Below are 19,193 nucleotides of genomic sequence, written 5' to 3' on the forward strand. Positions count from 1 at the left end.
CAATGAACAAGTTAATTCTGGCATTAGCCGTGAGCTTATCTGTGCCATCATTTGCACAAGATAACACTAATCAAGCGCTGTATTACTATTGCCAGCAAGGGCAGAATCAGTATCAAGAATCGGTGTCTTTTGGGCATCAAACGGAAGTGAGATACCATCAAGGCCCCTTTATGCAAATTACCGTTAATGGTGAACAGAGTGCTCTTGAACCCATGTTACTGTCTCAGCTGGAACAGGCTGGTATTGATAAATCCTGTGCGACTTATTTATTGAGTCGAGCACAACTAACAGAGAATAAGCAGGGCGAGTTTGCTGCCCGAGTGCTGTTTGAGTTTGATAAAGCGAGTTTAAATGCTCAATCGAAGTTCATTCTCACTGAGTTGAATCAGCAACTGAAACAACGACCTCAATCTTCATTGTTGGTGGTTGGCAATACGGATGCGAAGGGGAGTAATGGGTACAACCTAACGCTTGGCTTAAAGCGTGCGAACGCTGTGGGTCAATATCTTGAAGGGTATGATGAAGTGGTGTCCACTTCACGCTCTGATGGCGAAACGCACCCAGTGAGCAGTAATGCAAATACTCACGGGCGCGAGTTAAATCGCCGTGTTGATATTAGCTTGCCAACGCAAGGCTAACGGTAAGGTAATAGTATCTTTAAGCTTGCACCCATGGATGGGTCAATTGGTGTCTCAAACCAAATAGCACCTTTGTAGCTGTGTACAATCTCATCACACAACGCCAAACCTAATCCTGTTCCTGGGTTTTGCTCATCAGCACGCACACCGCGTTTAAATAAAGTGTCGCTTATCGACTCATCCACTGCAGGGCCGTCGTTGTTAAAGGTAATGATAATGCCTTCTTCGGTATTGTTGATGAACACATCGATACGCTTTTTGGCATAGCGGTACGCGTTCTCCAATACGTTACCAAACACTTCCATCACATCCGCTTTACTCATCGGCAGAGTCTGATCATTATTGATAAACTGTTCGACGCGAATACCTTTATCTATATGGACTTTATCAAACATCAGCAGCAGGCTATTGAGGATAGGTTTGATTGGAGTGGTATTTTCTACAATCCCTTTCACACCCAATGATGCACGCTTGAGTTGGCCTTGAATCACATCATCCATTTCCAATAGCTGTTGGTTGATATCGTGAATTTTGCCTTCTTCAATATCATCTAACAATGCTTGGGATACTGCGACTCGTGTTTTCAAGCTATGTGCGAGGTCGTTTAATGCGCGGCGATAGCGCTGCTCGTTCTCTTGTTGCTGGAACATAAGTTCATTAAGCGCTCTAGTAATACTTTGCAGATCTTCTGGGTACTGATCGTTTAATCTCGTTCGTTTACCAGCTTTAATCTCTGATAGTTCAGTTTTCAGTGTATTCAATGGTTTGAAACCAACGGTAAATAGTAAATACACAATAATTAATGTTATCAGAGTCCCTAAAAGGGCAAACTTTATGATTCTCCACTTAAGTTGCTCAATGGGCTTAATGCTCTGATCCATTTTTTTTATGGAAATTAAGCGCCCACCAGGGATTTTGTCTTGTTCAGATAAGCCAATAGTGTGAAGTAGTACATGTGAACCTGAGTTAAGCGCTATCATTTTTATTGAGCCAATTTTCAGTGAAAGCGCATCGCTACGACATAGGTCGTTGAGTTTTACTCCATCGAGTTCAGATAAGGAATGAAAAGCGCTTGGAGAAATAGAGCGCCAGAGCTCATTATTTTTCTTGTCGCAGATCACCATGGAGAATTTATCGGAGCTATTTGCGTAGCTGTCTTGCCATTGTTCGAATGGAGGGAGAAGGTTTGAGCTCCATATTTCAGCAAGGAATGAAGGTAAATCATTAGTTAGTTCAACCGCATACTGAATCAGTATGCGGTTTTTTTGGTATTGATAACCCATTAGCCCAAGTAGTGAGCCTACCGCTACCGTCAAAACAATTGATGCTATGACAACTTGTCTGCGAAATCTTGTTGTTAACATTAAGCGCCTCTACCTAGCCTCTAGCTCAAAGCGATAACCCTGGCCACGGATGGTACTAATGATTTTGTCATCAGTATGTACAGCAAGTTTTTTACGCAGACGCGAGATGATCACTTCGATATTGTTCAGTTGTACGCTTTCTCCGGCATCGTAGAGTGAGTCAGCAATCTGCTCTTTGGATATGACTTTTTGGCGGTGACGGATTAGATACTCAAAGATTTGATATTCCAACGCGGTGAGATCCAGTACGTTGTCTGCATAGCTTATGCTTTTCGCCTGAGTATCTAACGTTACCTCACCTGCATTTATGGTGTTGGTGGAGAAGCCTTGATAACGACGGACAAGTGCTTCTAAGCGAGCCATTAATTCTTCAAACTGAAATGGTTTGGTGAGGTAGTCATCAGCACCAGAGTTCAGCCCCTCCACTTTATCTTGCCAATCTCCACGAGCGGTCAATATTAAGATCGGTACATTAATCTCTTTGCGGCGGATCTGTTTTATTAACGTAATCCCATCAAAGTCTGGCAAGCCAAGGTCAATGATCATGGCATCTGCATTGGGGTGTTTTTGAATGGTTTGCAAGCAAGCGGATGCGGTTTTATCGGCATATACCGTATTGCCACGATCTTTGAGCTGCGAAGCTAAATGGTGATTGAGAATTTCGTTGTCTTCGACCAGTACGACTAACATGAACAACCTAATCAATGGATTTCATAATTGGATTAACCTTAGCATTCAACAAAAAAAAGGGAAGCGATGCCTCCCTTTAAACCTTGTTAATTCACCACATTCTTGTTGCTGAGCAAGTTACTCACCGGTGTAAACAATCAGCACCTTGTCGTCTTGGTATTGGCGCTCGAATGCGTAGTAACCTTCTTGGTTGCGAGTGATGTGCTTACCTTGAGCAACCGCTGGGTGGCGTTTACGGAATTCGCCCAACTTTTGCCAATGTTGCAGTAGATCTTCACGTTCGCCATGAATCTTATCCCATGGCATATCTGAGCGTGTGCCTTGGTGAGCATCTGAACCAGTAATGCCAAAATCACGGGCGATCTCATCACCGTAATAGATCTGTACTGCTCCGGGAGCAAGCATCAGTGCATTCGCGGCACGTGCTTGGTCATCAAAGCTTCGGCTGCGTGCTGACCAAAACAGCTGTGTATCGTGTGAAGACAAGTAGCTCAACACGTTGAACTCAGGATCGGTATTGATGCGTTCTGCATAGCGGCGGTAATCACCATCAAGTTGAGCGAAACACTTCAGCGCTTTTGGTGCCATGTCAGATTGGAACTCGAAGTTGATGATGGAATCAAAGCCGTTATCGAAATATGGGCTCTTCACTACGCTGTGTGCCCACACTTCACCCGTCATCCAGAAAGGTAGGTCATCCAAGGCTTTGTCCGGGTTGTTTTGCTTCCATTGAGCAAGCGCTTGGGTGGTGCTGGCTTTCAACTCTGCCCACGCTTCCATTTCAACGTGTTTGGCAGTGTCAACGCGGAAGCCATCAATGCCATAGTCGCGCACCCAATCGGATAACCAGGTAATCAGATGCTCACGCGGAGTTTGCAGCTCATCTTGCGCATTGGTGTCTTTATTGCGGAAGAAGTTTGGTAATCCGGTTTTCTGAGTCGATTCGGTTTTGAGATCCGGTAGGTAGTTCAAAGACATGGTGATGTCGTTGTAGCCCGGAGCATCGTAGTCACCAATGTCGGTGCGGATCCAATCTTTGCCCCACCATTTATCCCACGCTTTGCTATCACCGTATTTGATGTAATCGTTGAAGCTGTGCCAGCTTTGTCCTGATTTTGGCTGCCAGTCGGTCCATTTTTCACCAAGGACTTCTTTAGCTTCTTGGTCATCTAGGTAAAGCTGACCAAAGCCGAATTCCTGCATGTCTGCTAATGTCGCATAACCTGTGTGGTTCATGACTACATCCCAAATCACGCGGATGCCTTTCTTATGGGCGGTATCGACGAAGGTTCTGAGTTCATCTTCGGTCCCCATGTTGGCATCAAGCTTGGTCCAATCTTGATGGTAGTAGCCGTGGTAGCCGTAGTGCTTAAAGTCGCCTTTATCGCCGCCGCCAACCCAGCCGTGGATTTGTTCCAGTGGTGAGGTTATCCAGATAGCATTGACACCAAGTGATTCGATGTGATCGAGTTTTTTCGTCAGACCCGCTAAGTCACCACCGTGGAAGGTGCCAATCTCATATTTTCCGTCTTTGCTGCGACCGTAGCTGTTGTCATTATCTGGGTTGCCATTGTAGAAGCGGTCGGTCATGACGAAGTACACCGTCGCGTTATCCCAGCTGAACGGTTTGTCGGCTTGCTGTTCAACTTCTTCTAGCAGCAATAGACCTTGGCTCATAGGACCCGGCTGCATGGTGACGCTGCCATTGGTGACTGTGGCTTCTTGTCCGGTTAAGGCATCGTGAACGACAGTGCCATCATTAAAGGTTTGAGCAACATTGATGGTTTTTGGCGTGTCAGTTGCGACAGGGCAAGAGTAGGTGATGTCTTGACTCTGCTTTGGTTTGATTTTGACCGTTAGCTCGTTGGTGGTTGGATTGAGCGTAAATTGATAGGTATTGGCTTTGAAGATGCGCAGCGGCATTTGTGCATCAGTGACGCAGTTATCCATTTTTAATGGACGATTGAACTTGATGCGATTTTCTTCTGCTAGAGCAAAGCTACTGCCACAGCTTTGCTTGCTGTCAGCAATGGTAAAGGTATAACTGCCTTTTTCGAGTTTTTGCTCGGCGACAAGTAAGCCTTGTGAGTTTTCCTCAAAAACAGCGGTATCATCACCAACGCTTAATACGATGGCATTTTCTGGAATCTGGCTGCAGGCGCTCAGTAGACCGATAGAGAGTGCGAGAATTGTTTTTTTCATTGTGTCCTTCCCCCGAATAAACAGTCCAGTTATAGCAAAACTGTGCCTCTACAATCCGAGCTCTACACCAACAAGTTAGACGCGTCTCACCCTACAAATTTTAGTCTTGTTCACAAAATGAATAATAAGCTTCACCTTCATCGGTTTGAAGGCAACAAAAAAGGGAAGCACCTGCTTCCCTTTTACTTATTTCTTAATCACTTCTAAGAGTAATGAATTACTTTTGAAGCAAAGAAATGTCTGCGATCTGAAGGAACAGGTTACGCAGGTTGTTCAATAGTGTCAGACGGTTCTTCTTAAGTGCTTCGTCGTCTGCCATTACCATTACGTTATCAAAGAACGCGTCAACTGGTTCACGTAGGTCAGCTAGCTTGCTTAGGGCTTCTTGGTAGTTACCTGTAGCAAATGCTGGCTCTAGCGCTTCTGTCATTACTTCAACGCTTTCTGCTAGTGCTTTCTCTGCGTCTTCTTGTAGAAGTGCTAGGTCGATGTCTGCTGCTAGTTCGCCGTCGAATTTCGCTAGGATGTTACCTACACGCTTGTTCGCTGCTGCTAGAGACTCTGCCGCTTCTAGTTCACGGAAGTGAGAAACCGCTTTAACACGTTGGTCGAAGTCTGCTGGTTTCGTCGGGCGACGCGCTAGAACTGCTTGAATGATGTCTACGCTGAAGCCTTCGTCTTGGTACCAAGCACGGAAACGACCAAGCATGAATTCGATAACGTCTTGTTCAACGTTGTTGTTGGTTAGACGGTCGCCAAACAGTGACTTCGCTTTCGCTACTAGGTCAACAAGATCTAGGTTGTAGCCGTATTCAACGATGATACGTAGTACACCTAAAGATGCGCGGCGTAGTGCGAATGGATCAGAACCTTTAGGTGCTTGACCAATACCGAAGATACCTACGATAGTGTCTAGCTTGTCTGCCATTGCAACTGCAGTTGAAACACCGTTTGATGGCAGTTCATCACCTGCGAAACGAGGCATGTATTGCTCGTTCAGTGCCACTGCAACTTCTTCTGCTTCACCGTCGTGGCGAGCATAGTGCATACCCATAACACCTTGAGTATCCGTGAATTCGAATACCATTGAGGTCATTAGGTCACATTTTGCTAGTAGACCAGCACGCTTTGATTTCTCAACGTCAGCACCGATTTGCTCAGCAATGTAGCCAGCAAGTTCAGTGATGCGGTCTGTTTTGTCTTTGATCGTACCCAGTTGCTTTTGGAAGATCGCTTGCTCTAGTTCAGGCAGACGGTCGATAAGCGGACGCTTACGGTCTGTGTTGAAGAAGAACTCAGCGTCAGCAAGACGAGGGCGAACTACTTTCTCGTTACCTTCGATTACGTAACGAGGCTCTTTTGATTCGATGTTCGATACGAAGATGAAGTTAGGTAGTAGCTTCTTGTTTTCATCGTAAACAGGGAAGTATTTTTGGTCACCTTTCATGGTGTAAACCAACGCTTCAGAAGGCACTTTTAGGAACTCTTCTTCGAACTTCGCTGTTAGTACTACTGGCCATTCAACCAGAGACGTTACTTCTTCTACTAGGTCATCTTCTAGATCAGCGATACCGCCAACCGCTGCTGCCGCTTTTTGTGCGTCAGCTAGGATGATTGCTTTACGCGCTTCGTAATCTGCCATTACTTTACCGCGCTCTTCTAGGATCGCAGGGTATTGCTCAGCAGAATCGATAGTGAACTCTTGCTCACCCATGAAGCGGTGACCACGGATAGTGCGGTCAGAAGCGACACCAAGGATCTCGCCTTCGATTAGGTCGCTGCCCATTAGCATGGTTAGCGTCTTCACTGGACGGATAAATTGAGTCGTTTTGTTACCCCAGCGCATTGGTTTTGCGATAGGTAGGTTTGCTAGTGCTTTCGCTGCAAGTTCAACTACGATCTCAGACGTTGGCTGACCTTTCACTTCTTGTTTGAACAGTAGCCATTCACCTTTGTCTGTAACCATGCGATCCGCTTGGTCAACCGTGATACCACAGCCGCGTGCCCAGCCTTGAGCTGCTTTTGTTGGGTTGCCTTCCGCGTCAAACGCTGCAGAAACCGCAGGACCACGTTTTTCAACAACTTTGTCAGACTGGCTGTCTGCTAGTGCTGCTACTTTAAGTGCAAGACGACGAGGAGCCGCGAACCATTTCACGCCTTCGTGAGCAAGCTCTGCGCCGTTTAGTTCTGCTTCTAAGTTTGCTGCGAATGCTTCAGCTAGAGTGCGAAGTTGCGTTGGTGGTAGCTCTTCTGTACCTAGCTCGATTAGAAATTCTTTTGCCATGTTACTCTACCCCTTACGCTTGTTCTTTCTTACACATTGGGAAGCCAAGAGCTTCACGCGATGCGTAGTATGCTTCTGCAACTGCTTTAGTCAGGTTGCGGATGCGTAGGATGTAACGTTGGCGTTCAGTTACTGAGATCGCTTTACGTGCGTCTAGTAGGTTGAATGCGTGACCCGCTTTTAGAATGCGTTCGTAAGCAGGTAATGGCAGTGGCTTTTCAAGCTCAAGCAGCTCTTTACACTCTTTCTCACACTGTTCGAAGAAACCAAATAGGAATTCAACGTCTGCGTGCTCGAAGTTGTAAGTTGATTGCTCTACTTCGTTTTGGTGGAAGATATCACCGTAAGTCACGGCACTACCGTCCGGTGCGATGTTCCAAACTAGATCGTAAACAGAGTCTACTTCTTGGATGTACATTGCTAGACGTTCGATACCGTAAGTGATCTCACCAGTTACTGGCTTACACTCAAGGCCGCCAACTTGCTGGAAGTAAGTAAACTGAGTTACTTCCATGCCGTTTAGCCAAACTTCCCAGCCTAGACCCCAAGCGCCTAGTGTTGGGTTTTCCCAGTTGTCTTCTACGAAACGGATGTCGTGAACAAGTGGGTCGACACCAAGAACCTCTAGAGAACCTAGGTACAACTCTTGGATATTGTCTGGCGATGGTTTTAGCGCTACTTGGAATTGGTAGTAGTGCTGAAGACGGTTAGGGTTTTCACCATAACGGCCATCAGTAGGACGACGTGAAGGTTGTACGTAAGCTGTAGACATTGGCTCTGGGCCAAGTGCTCGTAGACAGGTCATTGGGTGAGAGGTACCCGCACCAACTTCCATATCTAGTGGTTGAACAATGGTACAACCATTCTGAGCCCAATAATCCTGCAGCGCGAGGATCATTCCCTGGAAGGTTTTGATATCGTATTTTTGCATAAGTCAGGTTCGCGCGATTCTCTTATTACTCGTGAATTCGTCTCTTTTGTTGGGTTTTCTTGCCTCAACAATGGCGATTCAAAGTAATTACGGTTGAATAAATTAACAATCAAGTATACCCAGATATTGAGCATGGGAGTAGAGCTAATCTTGATTAATTCGTGGGCAATTTTCTCCTTTAATAGATTTTTACCGCGTTATCTGCTGAATTTTTCCTAAAAGGGAGTTTTCGCTGTCTTTCACTCTTGAAGTGATGGGGAAACATGGCTAGAATTGCGCCTGTCTTTGGGGAGTAGCTTACCCGATGAAATGTCTGTTTCATCTGGTTCGTTCGTCAACATAATTGGTGCAAAATCACCATGGCGCTCGAGACTCATCAACCCGATGAGTTTAGCAAGACCTTAGACAAATCATCACTAACCGGGGTGGGGCGTGAGATTTGTCTTAGGTTAAATATAATAATCCCGCCCCAATGAGCATGTCGTGAGCGTTTTAGCTATTTCAATTACTACTGTAGCGTTAGCAGAAATTGGCGATAAGACCCAATTGCTATCTCTATTACTTGCCAGTCGTTACCGAAAACCGATCCCTATTATTGCAGCAATCTTCTTGGCAACCATTGCCAACCACGCTTTGGCTGCATGGTTGGGTGTGGTGGTGGCCGATTATCTTTCGCCTGGGGTTCTCAAATGGGTGCTGGTGGTCAGTTTTGTCGCCATGGCGGCTTGGGTGTTGATCCCAGATAAATTGGATGATGATGAGCAGATATCCAATCGCGGTCCTTTTATTGCCAGCTTTATTGCTTTCTTTGTTGCTGAGATTGGCGATAAAACTCAGATTGCCACTTCTATTTTAGGCGCGCAGTACGCCGATGCATTGAGCTGGGTAATTCTGGGTACGACGATCGGTATGTTATTGGCCAATGTGCCTGTTGTTTTGATTGGTAAATTATCCGCCGACAAGATGCCTCTTGGAGCCATTCGTAAAGTAACTGCATTCCTATTTGTTGCTTTGGCTATTGGTGCCGCGTTATTCTGATTTCTTGTCCGTAAATGGTGTGAATTATCAATAACTAGTCGAGTAATGCACAAGTTCAAACTCTGGCTCAAAATCATTCAGGACCGTGACGGATGACATATTAGTGTCATACTTGTCATGGTAATTTAATGGTGTGAATGATAGCGAGAGGGCAAGTTTATGCTTACACGTTACATGGGTATGACCCCAAAGAGTCAGAGTTATTTATTCACCTTTGGTTTAGCGCTGTGCTTGTTAGCTATGGTGCTGACTGATATGTGGTTGCCAATTGTGGCAGGGTCCTTCATTCTCACTGGTTTGACGGTGGAAGCGTGGATTCGGGTAGCTCACATTATTCCTATGCATGAAGAAATGCGTGCGATGAAGCAACAATTGAATAAGCTACAATCAGAAGTTCGCACTTTAGAATACGATGAATAAAACAAACGGCAGCCTTTTGGCTGCCGTTTTTGATCTTGCTGAGATTATTCCAAACCTTTCTTAATCAGGTACTGGTATGGAAGCTGTTCCGTTTGTGCCGCTATCAACTGGTGATCCATGAATCGGCAGAAGCTCGGGATATCTCGAGTTGTTGATGGGTCGTCTGCTTTCACTAGCAATACTTCACCATCTTGCATGTTTCGAATTGTCTTCCTGACCATCATCACTGGCTCTGGGCAGCGTAATCCTTCCGCCTCTAAGGTTTTTGTCGCCAGTTCAGGATTAAAACTCATAATGTGATTCTCGTAACTAACTGAGCGGTGAATTTTACTTTCGTTGAAAAAATATTCAATAACCACTTGGCAAACCGAATTTTTTGATTTACTTTAAATTAACAATTCGGTAACAACTGGCAAGGGGAGACGATGTTAACAGCGTTAGACAGACTGACCATCTATTCGGTTTTATGCTTCATCTCGTTTTGTGCATTAGTGCTTAGAACGCCAGCTGAAACCTCATTGATGCCTCTTGCAGGCATGAGTGCAACGATTATCGGGATTTGGATTGAGATGCACAAATGGTCAGGTGCATCAGAGCAAGAAAATTAGCACTTCTTGCTGTAATCGAAACCTATTGATATATACGCTCACCAAGTTTAACGACACTTCATTCCGACACTATCCCCATTTTTCTTGGGCTTCCCCGCTGAAAGGCGGGATTTTTTTTGCCTGAAGAGTACAATTTACCTAAATCCCCTACATGTTAAGTGGCAAATCGTGGAATTAGAAGACATCTATCGTCGAGATCTGAATTTATTGGTCGCATTACGTGTGTTGATCGAAGAAAGCAGTGTTAGCAAGGCAGCAACGCGTCTCAATTTAAGCCAATCAGCTATGAGCCGCGTACTCGGTCGATTGCGTGATTTGCTTGACGATCCGTTATTTACACGGCAAGGCCAGCACTTAATACCGACGCAAAAGGCGTTGGAAATCGATCGCTCTTTGGGAGAGCCTTTGGAATCACTGCGCCAATTACTGTCTCCACGAGAATTTGACCCGCGTAGCTGTGATCAAACTTTTAATATTGCCACGACGGATTATGCGATGCAGACCATTCTGCCTTTCGCATTACCACGTATCTATCAAGAAGCGCCGAATGTTTCATTTAACTTTTTGCCGATGCAGCACGACCGTTTGTCTGATCAGTTAACTTATGAAGGCGCGGACTTAGCGATTTGTCGTCCAACTGGCCCAGTAGAGCCTTTGCGAAGTGAAGTACTTGGTCGAGTGGGTGTGTTATGTATGCTTTCTAAGCAACACCCTTTGGCGAATGAAGAGATGAGCTTAGACGATTACTTAAGTTACCCGCATGCAATGATTGCTATCAGTGATGGGGTAAAGGCGCTGATTGAACAAGCCTTGATGGAAAAGCCAAAACGTAAAATGGTGCTTCGTGCCTACCATTTAGAGGCCGCACTGGCGATCATTGATACTTTACCCATTATTATTACGGTTCCTGCCGATTTAGCGTACTTGGTTGCTGATCGCTATGACTTAGTAGTGAAGCCATTACCATTCCAATTCACGCCGTTTGAATATTCGATGATTTGGCACGCACGTTGCGAACACTCTCCCGCTCAAGAATGGTTGCGTGCAGTGGTTCGTGAAGAATGTAGTCGTCTTATTGCTAAGCGAATTGAAGATATGGGATTGGACTAATTTTTCCGATAATCGAAATAGCAAAAAGCCGGGCAATGACCGGCTTCATTTATTCTATCGAAGGGTTAACGCTTATAGCTTGATAACCACGCGACCAGTTACTTGACCGTTTGTGATGTCTTCAGCGTATTTTGGTGCTTCAGCTAGTTCTACCTCAGTACAAGCTTGCTCGAAGTAGCTGTCTGGTAGTAGCTCAACCAATTTTTCCCATGCTGCAGTACGTTTTTCAAATGGGCATGAAACAGAATCCACACCTTGTAGACGAACGTTACGTAGGATGAATGGCATTACTGTCGTCGGTAGATCGAAGCCACCTGCAAGACCACAAGCTGCAACTGCACTGTTGTAATCCATTTGCGCCAATACTTTTGCTAGTACTTTGCTGCCTACGGTATCAACCGCACCTGCCCATACTTGTTTTTCAAGCGGACGTGCTGGCTCTTCAAATTCAACGCGGTCGATGATGCGGCTAGCACCAAGTTTTTCTAGTAGTGGGCCGTTTTTCTCTACGCGACCTGTTACTGCTGCAACTTTGTAGCCAAGCTGCGCTAGAAGCGTTACTGCTACTGAGCCAACACCGCCACTTGCGCCTGTTACAAGGATTTCGCCATTTTCAGGTTTGATGCCTGCATCAAGCAGTGCTTGAACACATAGCATGCCAGTGAAGCCAGCAGTACCCACCATCATTGCTTTCTTGCTGTCTAGACCTTTTGGTAGTGGTACTAGCCAATCCGCTTTTAGACGAGCACGTTGAGACATACCGCCCCAATGGTTTTCACCCACGCCCCAACCAGTAAGAACAACTTTGTCGCCTGCTTGGTAGCGGTCGTCTTCTGAGCTTACTACCGTACCTGCTAGGTCAATACCCGGCACCATCGGGAAGTTACGGATGATTTTACCTTTACCTGTAATTGCAAGGCCGTCTTTGTAGTTCAACGATGAGTAATCAACGTCAATCAGAACGTCGCCTTCAGGAAGTTGTGTTTCATCGATTTGCTCGATGTTAGCGATAGTACGTTTGTCTTCTTGATTTAGAACTAGAGCATTAAACATAAGGTTCTCCGATTGTGCGGTAGCGTGACTCTGGGTCACATGCAGCAAGATATCAACTGCTGCTAAGTGTATGTCTTCTTTGTCTATGAATAAAATGAAACTTGAGCATTTAATGTATGCTTTTTGTGCATGTAAGCAATATTTGGCGTAAAACAAAGGGCGACATCAGATGCCGCCCTTAAGTGTAATACTAAAAATTTTCAGTATTGGTTCATTTGCTCGTGATTGCTGGATTGATCACTACAACCTAGTTTCTCTTAGACAAACTATGGTCGTTCAAATACCGTTGCAATACCCTGACCTAAACCGATACACATGGTTGCTAGGCCGTATTTTGCGTCTTTCGCTTCCATTAAGTTGATCAACGTAGTCGAGATACGTGAGCCAGAACAACCAAGTGGGTGACCCAATGCAATCGCACCACCGTTAAGGTTGACCTTCTCATCCATAACATCAAGCAGACCCAAGTCTTTAGCACATGGCAGAGATTGAGCGGCAAATGCTTCGTTTAGCTCAACCACATCCATGTCTTCAATTGAAAGACCTGCGCGCTTAAGTGCTTTCTGTGTCGCTGGTACAGGACCATAACCCATGATAGAAGGGTCGCAGCCCGCAATGGCCATGCCTTTGATGCGTGCACGAATCTTCAAACCAAGCTCATTGGCTTTCTCTTCGCTCATGATCAACATCGCTGATGCACCATCAGACAGAGCCGATGATGTACCGGCTGTTACTGTGCCGTTAGCAGGGTCGAATACTGGACGAAGTTGAGATAGGCCTTCAACGGATGTTTCAGGACGAATCACTTCATCGTGATCTAGAGTGAATAGCGTGCCGTCTGCTGCGTGGCCTTCAATCGGTAGGATTTCGTTTTTAAAACGACCCTCTACGGTTGCTGCATGTGCACGAGCATGAGAACGCGCGGCAAACTCGTCTTGTTGCTCACGGCTAATGCCATGTAGCTTACCAAGCATTTCAGCGGTTAATCCCATCATGCCTGCTGCTTTTGCAACTGTCTTTGACATACCAGGGTGGAAGTCCACGCCGTGGTTCATTGGTACGTGTCCCATGTGCTCAACACCACCAATTAGGCAGATTTCAGCGTCACCCGTCATGATGGCACGTGTACCATCGTGAAGCGCTTGCATTGATGAACCACACAAGCGGTTAACCGTCACGGCGCCAATCTCAATTGGTAGACCAGCAAGTAGCGCCGCATTACGTGCCACGTTAAAGCCTTGTTCTAGGGTTTGTTGTACACAGCCCCAGTAGATATCTTCAATCTCGCTTGGGTTTACTTGTGGGTTACGTGCAAGAATCCCCTTCATTAGGCGTGCGGATAGATCTTCTGCTCGCGTATGACGGAAAGCACCACCTTTAGAGCGACCCATTGGAGTACGTAGACAATCGACTACGACAACATTTCTTGTTTGATTAGTCATTTTAGCATCCCTCCTTAGATAGAACCTTGCTGTTGTGCACCGTAAAAGCTTTCACCTTTCGCCGCCATATCAATCAGCATCTGTGGTACTTGGTACATTGCACCGAGATCCGAGTATTGTTTTGCCATGGCAACAAACTCGGCAATACCTACGCTATCTAGGTAGCGGAATACGCCGCCGCGGAATGGAGGGAAGCCAAGACCGTAAACCAGTGCCATATCCGCTTCTTGTGGAGTGGCGATGATGCCTTCTTGTAGACACAGTACCACTTCGTTGATCATTGGAATCATCATGCGTTGAATGATGGTCTGCTCGTCAAAGTCCTGTTTATCGGCACAAACGTCAGCGAGTACTGGCAAGATTTCTTCAGAGAAGGTTTTCTTAGGCTTACCTTTTCTATCAATGGTGTAGCTGTAGAAGCCATTGCCATTCTTCTGGCCGTATTTATCTGCTTCGAACAGCGCATCGATCGCGTCACGACCTTGTTTGCCCATGCGCTCAGGGAAGCCTTGCGCCATCACGGCTTGTGCGTGGTGGGCGGTATCAATACCAACAACATCGAGCAAGTATGCAGGTCCCATCGGCCAGCCAAACTTACGCTCCATGATTTTGTCGATTTTCGTAAAGTCAGCACCATCACGAAGTAGCATGCTGAAGCCGCCAAAGTATGGGAACAATACGCGGTTTACAAAGAACCCAGGGCAATCATTGACGACAATTGGTGATTTGCCCATTTTCGCTGCGTAGGCAACAACACGATTGATGGTTTCATCAGACGTATGTTCACCACGGATGATCTCCACGAGAGGCATACGATGCACTGGGTTGAAGAAGTGCATGCCACAGAAGTTTTCTGGGCGTTTCAGCGATTTTGCCAATAGGTTGATAGGAATCGTCGAGGTGTTTGAGGTGATAACCGTGTCGTCACCTAAATGCGATTCGACTTCACTCAGCACTGCTGCTTTTACTTTCGGGTTTTCTACTACAGCTTCAACAATCACGTCTGATTCTTCGATGCCTGCGTAATGTAAGCTTGGTGTGATAGACGCTAAAATACCAGCCATCTTAAAGCCATCAATGCGACCACGAGACAAGCGTTTATTTAGCAGCTTAGATGCTTCAGTCATGCCTAAGTCGAGTGAAGGTTGCGCGATGTCTTTCATTAACACCGGAACGCCTTTTAGTGCAGATTGGTAAGCGATGCCGCCGCCCATGATACCCGCACCAAGCACAGCCGCACGTTGCGTGTCTTTACTTGCTGACTTAGCTGATTTTTTCGCAAGCCCTTTAATGTATTGGTCGTTAAGGAACAAACCAACCAGTGATTTTGCTTCTTCAGACTTAGCCAGTTTTACGAAGTGCTTGCGTTCAATGTCTAATGCTTCGTTACGAGCAAAGCGAGCGCCTTCTTCAATAGTAATAACGGCAGTCATTGGAGCTGGGTAATGAGGACCGGCTTTCTGAGCCACTAGACCCTTCGCCATGGTAAAGCTCATCATTGACTCGAGTTTACTTAGCGTCAGTGGTGACGTTTTTTGCTTACGACGAGCTTGCCAGTCTAGTTTTTCGTTGATTGCCGATGTCAGTGTTTGTAGTGCTGACTCGTAAAGTGCGTCGCTATCGACAACCGCATCAAGAAGACCAATCTTTAATGCCTCATCCGCACGACACGCTTTACCTTGAGTGATCACTTCCATTGCGCTGTCGGCGCCAATAACACGTGGCAGACGTACACAACCACCAAAGCCCGGCATGATGCCCAGTTTTGTTTCTGGTAGACCGATGCTGGTGGTCTTGTCACCAATTCGCATATCAGTTGCAAGCACACACTCACAGCCGCCGCCTAACGCGTGACCTTTAAGTACCGAAATCGTCGGGACGGGTAAGTCTTCCAGCTTGTTAAAGATGCTATTAGCAAATTGCAGCCACTGATCGAGCTCAGCGTCTGTCTTGGCAAAAAGACCTAAGAATTCGGTGATGTCAGCACCAACAATGAACGCGTCTTTATCTGAGGTGAGCATCAAGCCCTTCAGTCCTTGGTGCGCTTTTAGTGCATCAAGGGCTTTGTCGAGTGACTCTAGTGTCGCTAGGTCGAGCTTGTTAACGGATTTTGGAGAGCAGAAGCTTAGTTCTGCAATACCATCTTGTACTTCCTTTACCTGTAGGGTTTCGGCTTGGTAAATCATTGTCTATCTCCATGACATACAATCTTGGATTGTCTGTATACCGATTTGATGCGGGCTGAGCGCCTGTAAGGCAACAAATAGATATAGAGGAAAGTCGTTTTATTTATAGTTCTGGTTAGACCAGTGAAGTTAGTTTGGACTTCGGATTGGTTAATTTCAATACATTTTTTAAACAAGTGTTTAACATTGTGCGCTAAGGCAGATCTTATGCGACTCACAATTACCTCTCGTGATAGACTTTGGACAAAGAGAAAAGTGACCTAATCCTATGAATGACCTGCCTTATCTTATCCCTGCCGCGCCTGCTCAATTTGAAGAAGAAATCAAAAAGAGCGTCTTTATTACCTATTTGGCTCATACGCCGAACATAGAGGCTGCAAAGGCGTTCGTAGAGCAGATCAAAACCAAGCACTCTGATGCAAGGCATAACTGCTGGGGATTTGTTGCGGGTCGACCAGAAGATTCGATGAAGTGGGGGTTTAGCGATGACGGAGAACCATCGGGGACAGCCGGAAAACCGATCCTAGCTCAATTGTCTGGTTCTGGTGTAGGAGAACTCACAGCTGTTGTTACTCGATATTCTGGTGGCATTAAGTTAGGCACGGGTGGTTTGGTGAAAGCTTATGGTGGCGGTGTGCAACAAGCGCTCAAGCTGCTTCAAACAATTGAGAAAAAAATAACCACAAAACTCCGTCTAGAGTTAGACTATGGTTTTATGCCTATCGCACAGTCGATCATGCCCCAGTTTGGTGCGGTTGAAGTTGAAGCTGAGTACAGCGATCAGGTGGTATTAGTGTTGGAAATTGAGCTACGTGAAGTGAGCGCCTTTACCCAAACTATCATCAACAAAAGCGGTGCAAAGGCAATTGTCACCCCTATAGACGTACAATAATGAAATATAGGAAGCCACAGGGACAGCTTCGCTAGTCAATTAATCCATGCAATTTCGTTCAATTATTCGAATCGTCGGGCTATTGCTCGCGCTTTTTAGTGTCACAATGCTCGCGCCAGCATTGGTCGCACTCATCTATCGAGATGGTGCGGGTGTACCTTTTGTCACGACTTTCTTCGTACTTCTATTGTGTGGTGGGATATGTTGGTTCCCAAACCGCAGGTATAAACACGAGTTAAAAGCACGTGATGGCTTTCTTATTGTTGTTCTTTTCTGGACAGTACTAGGCAGCGCAGGCTCGATCCCTTTTCTTATCTCAGATAACCCAAATATATCTGTGACTGACGCCTTTTTTGAATCCTTCTCTGCTTTAACGACCACTGGCGCGACAGTTATCGTTGGACTTGATGAATTACCCAAAGCAATCTTGTTTTACCGCCAGCTCCTACAGTGGTTTGGAGGAATGGGGATCATCGTATTAGCCGTTGCAATCCTACCTGTGCTTGGTATCGGTGGTATGCAGCTTTATCGTGCAGAAATCCCAGGACCAGTCAAAGATACTAAGATGACGCCGCGTATTGCCGAAACGGCTAAAGCGCTATGGTATATATATTTAAGTCTGACGATCGCATGTGCCGTGGCATTTTGGTTGGCCGGTATGACGCCATTTGATGCTATTAGCCATAGCTTCTCAACTATTGCTATCGGTGGTTTCTCTACGTACGATGCCAGCATGGGCTATTTCGATAGCTATGCGATTAACATGATTACTGTTGTCTTCTTGTTAATCTCGGCATGTAACTATTCTTTGCACTTCGCTGCGTTTGCGTCTGGCGGCGTGCATCCTAAATACTATTGGAAAGATCCAGAGTTCCGCGCGTTCATCTTTATACAAGCTGTTTTGTTCTTGGTGTGCTTCTTATTATTGTTGAATCACCATTCTTACGACTCAACCTATGATGCATTCGATCAAGCGCTTTTTCAGACCGTGTCCATCTCAACTACGGCAGGCTTTACCACAACCGGCTTTGCTGATTGGCCATTATTCTTACCAGTGCTGTTGTTGTTCTCTTCTTTTATCGGTGGTTGTGCTGGTTCGACTGGCGGCGGTATGAAAGTGATCCGTATCTTATTGCTGACCTTACAAGGTGCGCGTGAGCTGAAGCGTTTGGTGCACCCTCGTGCGGTTTACACCATCAAAGTGGGTGGCAGTGCACTACCGCAAAGAGTTGTAGATGCGGTTTGGGGATTCTTCTCTGCTTACGCTTTGGTATTCGTGGTTTGTATGTTGGGCTTGATTGCGACCGGGATGGATGAGCTAAGCGCATTCTCGGCGGTTGCAGCAACGCTCAACAACTTAGGCCCAGGCTTGGGTGAAGTAGCGCTTCACTTTGGCGATGTGAACGACAAAGCAAAATGGGTATTGATTGTTTCTATGTTGTTTGGTCGTCTGGAAATCTTTACCTTACTTATTCTACTTACGCCGACGTTTTGGCGTAGTTAAGGGGAAATCGTGGCAAAAGCATTATTTCTATATTCCTCCCGTGAAGGGCAGACTAAAAAAATTCTCCACTATATAGATGAGAAGCTAACAGACTTCGAATGTGAGTTGGTGGATTTACATAATCATAATGTTGAGACGATTGATTTTAGCCAATACGACAGGGTATTGATTGGAGCGTCTATTCGTTATGGTCATCTTAATAAGAAGCTGTACCAGTTTATTGAGCGAAACCTCAATCAACTTGAACAAAGTAAAGTGGCGTTCTTCTGCGTAAACCTAACCGCTCGTAAAGAAGACCAAGGAAAGGATACGCCAGAAGGCAGCGCTTACATTCGTAAGTTCCTAATTAAGTCACCTTGGAAACCAACCTTAATCGGTGTTTTTGCTGGTGCTCTTTATTACCCACGTTATGGTTGGTTCGACAAAACGATGATTAAGTTCATTATGTCGATGACGGGTGGCGAAACCGATACGACCAAAGAAGTGGAATACACCAATTGGGAAAAAGTGGCTCTTTTCGCAGATAAATTCAAAGAACTGTAGAAATAACGTGCTTTTTTGACCGCTTTTGACGCAAATTTATCCGAACGGTAAAAAAGTCAAAAAAAAGGTGAAAAAGGGCTTGCCAATGTGATCGCAATCTCTATAATGCCACCTCGCTGACACGGCAACGCTTCGAAAGAAACGAAAGCCAAGTTAGCAAGCCAATTAGCCAAGCGGAAACGCTTGAAAGAAAGTTTGAAAAAAGTGATTGACACTAAACTTTAACTCGCTAAAATGGCCGTCCGATTTGAGCAAAGCTCAATAGGAAAGCTCTTTAACAATATAGAC

17 protein-coding genes are annotated in these 19,193 nt (G+C 45.7%); 8 read left to right on the forward strand and 9 right to left on the reverse strand.

Annotated features, from left to right (window positions below; genetic code table 11):
• Positions 1 to 2 precede the first annotated feature (2 nt).
• Complete coding sequence (locus BCT11_RS22705) at positions 3 to 638, forward strand: OmpA family protein (protein WP_102389337.1); 636 nt, start codon at positions 3 to 5, stop codon at positions 636 to 638.
• Here the strand turns inward: BCT11_RS22705 and BCT11_RS22710 are convergent.
• The 5 genes from BCT11_RS22710 to glyQ all read right to left on the reverse strand — a co-directional run bounded on the left by BCT11_RS22710 (position 635) and on the right by glyQ (position 8,109).
• Positions 635 to 2,002, reverse strand: coding sequence for an ATP-binding protein (locus BCT11_RS22710; protein WP_102389338.1), 1,368 nt, complete (start codon positions 2,000 to 2,002; stop codon positions 635 to 637). The genes BCT11_RS22705 and BCT11_RS22710 overlap by 4 nt on opposite strands.
• A gap of 9 nt (positions 2,003 to 2,011) precedes the next feature.
• Positions 2,012 to 2,692: a response regulator transcription factor gene (locus tag BCT11_RS22715; RefSeq protein ID WP_042605528.1), complete on the reverse strand. Its 681-nt coding sequence runs from the start codon at positions 2,690 to 2,692 to the stop codon at positions 2,012 to 2,014.
• 117 nt (positions 2,693 to 2,809) lie between these two features.
• Positions 2,810 to 4,894: an alpha-amylase gene (locus BCT11_RS22720; protein WP_102389339.1), complete on the reverse strand. Its 2,085-nt coding sequence runs from the start codon at positions 4,892 to 4,894 to the stop codon at positions 2,810 to 2,812.
• 217 nt (positions 4,895 to 5,111) lie between these two features.
• Complete coding sequence (gene glyS / locus BCT11_RS22725; RefSeq protein WP_102389340.1) at positions 5,112 to 7,178, reverse strand: glycine--tRNA ligase subunit beta; 2,067 nt, start codon at positions 7,176 to 7,178, stop codon at positions 5,112 to 5,114.
• A 13-nt stretch (positions 7,179 to 7,191) separates the two neighbouring features.
• The gene (gene glyQ / locus BCT11_RS22730; RefSeq protein ID WP_039977909.1) at positions 7,192 to 8,109 is read right to left on the reverse strand and encodes a glycine--tRNA ligase subunit alpha; all 918 of its coding nucleotides are present in this window, start codon (positions 8,107 to 8,109) and stop codon (positions 7,192 to 7,194) included.
• Positions 8,110 to 8,592: 483 nt separating this feature from the next.
• On the opposite strand from glyQ, the gene BCT11_RS22735 reads away from it, so the two are divergent.
• Both BCT11_RS22735 and BCT11_RS22740 read left to right on the forward strand, forming a co-directional pair.
• A complete protein-coding gene (locus tag BCT11_RS22735; protein ID WP_039977908.1) occupies positions 8,593 to 9,147 on the forward strand; it encodes a TMEM165/GDT1 family protein in 555 nt (184 codons plus the stop codon).
• 159 nt (positions 9,148 to 9,306) lie between these two features.
• Positions 9,307 to 9,567 carry a hypothetical protein gene (locus BCT11_RS22740; RefSeq protein ID WP_038870244.1) on the forward strand — a complete coding sequence of 87 codons (261 nt, stop codon included), beginning with the start codon at positions 9,307 to 9,309 and terminating at the stop codon, positions 9,565 to 9,567.
• 44 nt (positions 9,568 to 9,611) lie between these two features.
• Here the strand turns inward: BCT11_RS22740 and tusA are convergent, their stop codons facing one another.
• Complete coding sequence (gene tusA / locus BCT11_RS22745; protein ID WP_005426051.1) at positions 9,612 to 9,860, reverse strand: sulfurtransferase TusA; 249 nt, start codon at positions 9,858 to 9,860, stop codon at positions 9,612 to 9,614.
• A gap of 132 nt (positions 9,861 to 9,992) precedes the next feature.
• Here tusA and BCT11_RS22750 point away from each other — a divergent pair, with 132 nt between their 5' ends.
• Both BCT11_RS22750 and BCT11_RS22755 read left to right on the forward strand, forming a co-directional pair.
• Entirely contained in the window at positions 9,993 to 10,175 is a 183-nt protein-coding gene (locus tag BCT11_RS22750; RefSeq protein WP_005458692.1) for a hypothetical protein, read from the forward strand.
• Between the two features lie 168 nt (positions 10,176 to 10,343).
• Positions 10,344 to 11,285, forward strand: a complete 942-nt coding sequence (locus tag BCT11_RS22755) for a LysR family transcriptional regulator (protein ID WP_038870249.1) — start codon at positions 10,344 to 10,346, stop codon at positions 11,283 to 11,285.
• Between the two features lie 72 nt (positions 11,286 to 11,357).
• On the opposite strand, the gene BCT11_RS22760 is transcribed toward BCT11_RS22755, so the two are convergent.
• The 3 genes from BCT11_RS22760 to fadB all read right to left on the reverse strand — a co-directional run bounded on the left by BCT11_RS22760 (position 11,358) and on the right by fadB (position 15,966).
• Complete coding sequence (locus tag BCT11_RS22760) at positions 11,358 to 12,338, reverse strand: MDR family oxidoreductase (RefSeq protein ID WP_005426044.1); 981 nt, start codon at positions 12,336 to 12,338, stop codon at positions 11,358 to 11,360.
• A 266-nt stretch (positions 12,339 to 12,604) separates the two neighbouring features.
• Positions 12,605 to 13,780 carry an acetyl-CoA C-acyltransferase FadA gene (fadA, locus tag BCT11_RS22765; protein WP_102389341.1) on the reverse strand — a complete coding sequence of 392 codons (1,176 nt, stop codon included), beginning with the start codon at positions 13,778 to 13,780 and terminating at the stop codon, positions 12,605 to 12,607.
• A gap of 14 nt (positions 13,781 to 13,794) precedes the next feature.
• Positions 13,795 to 15,966 carry a fatty acid oxidation complex subunit alpha FadB gene (fadB, locus tag BCT11_RS22770; RefSeq protein ID WP_102389342.1) on the reverse strand — a complete coding sequence of 724 codons (2,172 nt, stop codon included), beginning with the start codon at positions 15,964 to 15,966 and terminating at the stop codon, positions 13,795 to 13,797.
• 268 nt (positions 15,967 to 16,234) lie between these two features.
• On the opposite strand from fadB, the gene BCT11_RS22775 reads away from it, so the two are divergent.
• From BCT11_RS22775 to hemG, 3 genes are read left to right on the forward strand one after another with little or no spacing between them, the layout of a single operon-like run.
• The gene (locus tag BCT11_RS22775; RefSeq protein WP_102389343.1) at positions 16,235 to 16,858 is read left to right on the forward strand and encodes a YigZ family protein; all 624 of its coding nucleotides are present in this window, start codon (positions 16,235 to 16,237) and stop codon (positions 16,856 to 16,858) included.
• Between the two features lie 46 nt (positions 16,859 to 16,904).
• Positions 16,905 to 18,362 (forward strand): TrkH family potassium uptake protein, encoded by a 1,458-nt coding sequence (locus BCT11_RS22780; RefSeq protein WP_102389344.1) that lies wholly within the window; start codon positions 16,905 to 16,907, stop codon positions 18,360 to 18,362.
• Between the two features lie 9 nt (positions 18,363 to 18,371).
• Positions 18,372 to 18,905 (forward strand): menaquinone-dependent protoporphyrinogen IX dehydrogenase, encoded by a 534-nt coding sequence (gene hemG, locus BCT11_RS22785; protein WP_038870256.1) that lies wholly within the window; start codon positions 18,372 to 18,374, stop codon positions 18,903 to 18,905.
• Positions 18,906 to 19,193: the final 288 nt, after the last annotated feature.

The sequence above is a fragment of the Vibrio sp. 10N.222.52.B12 genome (assembly GCF_002875385.1).
In the GTDB taxonomy this organism is placed as follows: domain Bacteria; phylum Pseudomonadota; class Gammaproteobacteria; order Enterobacterales; family Vibrionaceae; genus Vibrio; species Vibrio jasicida.